Here is a 3195-nt window from a genome sequence, read left to right as displayed (position 1 = left end):
CGTATCGAACGCTATCAAGCCGCTAAGCTTGCCAAAGACAAGCAAGGGCTAAGGGAGTTTGGCCCACGGCCACAACACAAAACTGTAGTGAGCTTTCTCGATGACGAGATAAACCAAAAACTGTTAAACAAAGGCATAGACCCAGCACGAACGCTGATTTTATCTGAGCGCGCACTTGCTCATGCGCACAGTGAAAAGCATCTAGCCAGTGGCCAAGCACTTGCTATTAACGAGTACGCCAGCTTAAGTGCTTGGATAAACACCAGCGCTGCACAAGTGCTTTGGGAGCCTGCACGCAACGAGGTGCTATACATCGTCAATCAAGGCGCACAATCCATAAAAGTGGTTGTAAGGTTTGAAGATAAAGGCGCGCAGTTAGATACGGTTATCAATGTATTTAAAGTTGAAAGCTCAGCAATTGAGCAAGGTGAAATTGGGGGCTTGTATGAAAGGTGGCGATAGGGTGAGACTCGAACTCACATCATATATGTGTTGCATATAACCGTTACCCGTTGGAAACACTACCACCACCAACAATTATTACTCAACTAACTAGTGATTACAATATGACCAGCAAAATAGCCATACTCACGCATGGCGATGCAACCCAAGTGCTCAACGAGATAGCAGCAAAGTTTAACGACCTCAGCGAGCCAATGAACGAGATAGCCGCAATTTTAGAGGGCGCAACAGAAGACGCCTTTGCCCAAGAACGCAGCCCTGTTACAGGCGAAGCATGGCCTGCACTAAGTAAAAACTACCTAAAACAAAACCCCAAACGTGTTGGCGGGCAAATGCTACAGGTCAGCGCTGGCGGCTTAGCAGCCAGCATAGCAGCCGATAGCGGCGCGTTATGGGCTGAGATAAGCAGCAATAAGCCTTACGCCCCCATTCATAACTTTGGCGGCTTGCCAGAATTTGCACCGGGACCAGCGGCCATACCTCAACGTGAATACATTGGGGTAAGTACGGAAGGCGAACAAGATATTTTGGGGGCGCTGGTAGATTACTTTACCGAAAGTTAAAAACGCCTCAGACGCACACTGAGGCGTTTAAAGGTATCGAAGTACTAGCTGTGGGTGTTGTGGTTGGGGTTTTATGCGTTAGGGGTGTTTAGAAACGTTTCTGCACCTAAATAAGGTAACTGCTTGTTCAGCACAAATATTAATATGTATGATTGTAGCCTCTCAACCAACGAGACTTCTGGAAAATTTAAGAGGCTAAGTAATGGACTATATAAAATTAAAACACGGTAATGATAATTACAAACAGCGATTAGAAAGAACAAAGAATGATACCTATATAGAAAAAATAGAATTAGAAGGAATACATCGTCGCTATAATCTAAAAGTAGAATTTAACAAATCACTAAACATTCTTTATGGGCAAAATGGTACAGGGAAATCAACCCTCATACATATCATTTCAAATCTTGCAAATTGCGATTTCATAAGGTTTGCTTTTATAGAATTTAAACGTATCCAGATACTATACTCAAGCGGAGTGGAAATTATTTTAACGCAAGAAGCTATTCCAGATATTATTGATAAAAGAATAGTAGTCAGCGTACCTTGTGGAGAGTCTTTAGTATTTACAAAGCGCCAAGCCATGGATGAAATAAGAGATACTGAAGATGAACGATACGGAAGCGCGGCAGCATCTGGTATACAAATGGCGTTAATGGATTTCATTGAAAAAAACGACCTTGATCAAATTGCCGCATCCTATTTTCCTGCTTTTAGAACCATGTTAGAGGCTTGGAGTTCGAGGAAGGAGGGTAGATTAATCAATAGCTCATCCCGAAAAGTAAACGTTACTTCATTTGCGCGAGAGCTTTTTGGCCCATTTTTACCAAATTTAAACTACCCATCACCACTAGAAATAGAAAAAAAATTACACGACGAAGTTAGAGATTGCGAAGTAAGTATTGCAAGATATGAAAGCTCTATTTTTTCGACTTCATTTATCAAAGTTTTTTCTTCTCTAGTTAAAGATACTGATAATGAATTAGATCCTACCGAACTACTTCAAGAAATATTTCAACTGACAAAAGACTCTACGTCAAACAAGCTCGGTGGAGTTCAAGATCACTCCGATATCTATGGCAGTTTGCGTACATATGTTAAAGCTTCCAAATCATCCCCTCTACAAAAATCCGCATCGGGAGCTTTAAAAGTTTACAGAGACGCGCTTAAAGAACGTAGAGATTTCCAAGAGAAGGCCTTTGACACAGTCAACTCATACTTTGATGTTGTGAACTTCTTTTTAGATAAGAAAAAACTGTCGTACGAAACCGAGAGGGAGCGCAAAGGCCCTAGAGTCAGCTTAAAGTTTCCGGATGGCACTAGGAGCCGAATAATGGTCATGTCTTCTGGTGAACGGCAATTACTCACTATGTTGTATGCAGTTAATAAAATGAGTCAGTTTTCCACGGTGCTAATAGATGAACCTGAAATATCTTTACATATTGATTGGCAAGAAGAGCTATTAGGAAAAATGATGGAGCAACTTGGGGATAGGCAAATAATTGTGTGTACCCACTCTCCGTCTATTGCCACTGATTTCGAAGAATATATGAAAGAGATTGCGCCTGACTTTATAGATTCTGACTTAAGTTCAGAAGAGCTCAATCTTACAGATGATGAGGATGAGCACCAATGAGTTCAAAAGAAAACCAATATGATATAAATACGTATAAAACAAAAGTAAGGATGAGCTCTAAGGTGCGTATTTTAGTAGAAGGGCCTGATGATAAAGCTCACATAGCGAACCTCCTCAAAACAAAGAAAACACGAAAACAGTTTAAAATTGACGTGGCACATCATATAAGCGGTGATTGTGAAAAGACTCGCCAAAATAACAAAGAACGAATATTGAAAATACATTCTCTTTGTAAAGGCAAACAATATTTTTCAAACTTGTTTTATTTATGTGATAGAGAGTTCTACAAATTTGATATTGATGAAAGAATCGAAGATCAAATGATTACTCATGAGGTAGATAGCAACTTAAATTGGACGATTGGCCACTCAATAGAAAATTACTTTTTAAGCCCTGAAATAATTGCAGATGCATATAGAGAGCTGGACCCCATTGGTTGGACACATAAGCTAACTTTTTAAGTGGTTGATCCAGTCATGCCGCGTATCTTTGCTTACCGAAGTAAACTTCATCAGGTGTTAGTTCGTTTAGCCC

General features: G+C 40.4%; 3 protein-coding genes and 1 pseudogene. All 4 read left to right on the top strand.

The annotated features are described in order from the left end of the window. Positions 1-462 (top strand): annotated as a pseudogene (locus tag HC733_RS21780) (phage minor head protein); the annotation flags it as partial. Positions 463-566: 104 nt separating this feature from the next. After that, complete coding sequence (locus HC733_RS21775; RefSeq protein WP_190367076.1) at positions 567-1025, top strand: phage virion morphogenesis protein; 459 nt, start codon at positions 567-569, stop codon at positions 1023-1025. Positions 1026-1227: 202 nt separating this feature from the next. After that, positions 1228-2661, top strand: a complete 1434-nt coding sequence (locus tag HC733_RS21770) for an AAA family ATPase (protein WP_190367075.1) — start codon at positions 1228-1230, stop codon at positions 2659-2661. Beyond that, a complete protein-coding gene (locus tag HC733_RS21765; protein WP_190367074.1) occupies positions 2658-3122 on the top strand; it encodes a DUF4435 domain-containing protein in 465 nt (154 codons plus the stop codon). The genes HC733_RS21770 and HC733_RS21765 overlap by 4 nt, the downstream gene beginning before the upstream one ends. Positions 3123-3195: the final 73 nt, after the last annotated feature.

It is taken from the genome of Pseudoalteromonas sp. S16_S37 (assembly GCF_014694405.1).
Taxonomy (GTDB): domain Bacteria; phylum Pseudomonadota; class Gammaproteobacteria; order Enterobacterales; family Alteromonadaceae; genus Pseudoalteromonas.
This window is presented reverse-complemented; position numbering and strand designations above follow the sequence as displayed.

Bases quoted from the DNA above. Each gene is read 5' to 3' on its own strand.
- HC733_RS21775 (WP_190367076.1), top strand. From the start codon at position 567: ATGACCAGCAAAATAGCCATACTCACGCATGGCGATGCAACCCAAGTG.
- HC733_RS21770 (WP_190367075.1), top strand. From the start codon at position 1,228: ATGGACTATATAAAATTAAAACACGGTAATGATAATTACAAACAGCGA.
- HC733_RS21765 (WP_190367074.1), top strand. From the start codon at position 2,658: ATGAGTTCAAAAGAAAACCAATATGATATAAATACGTATAAAACAAAA.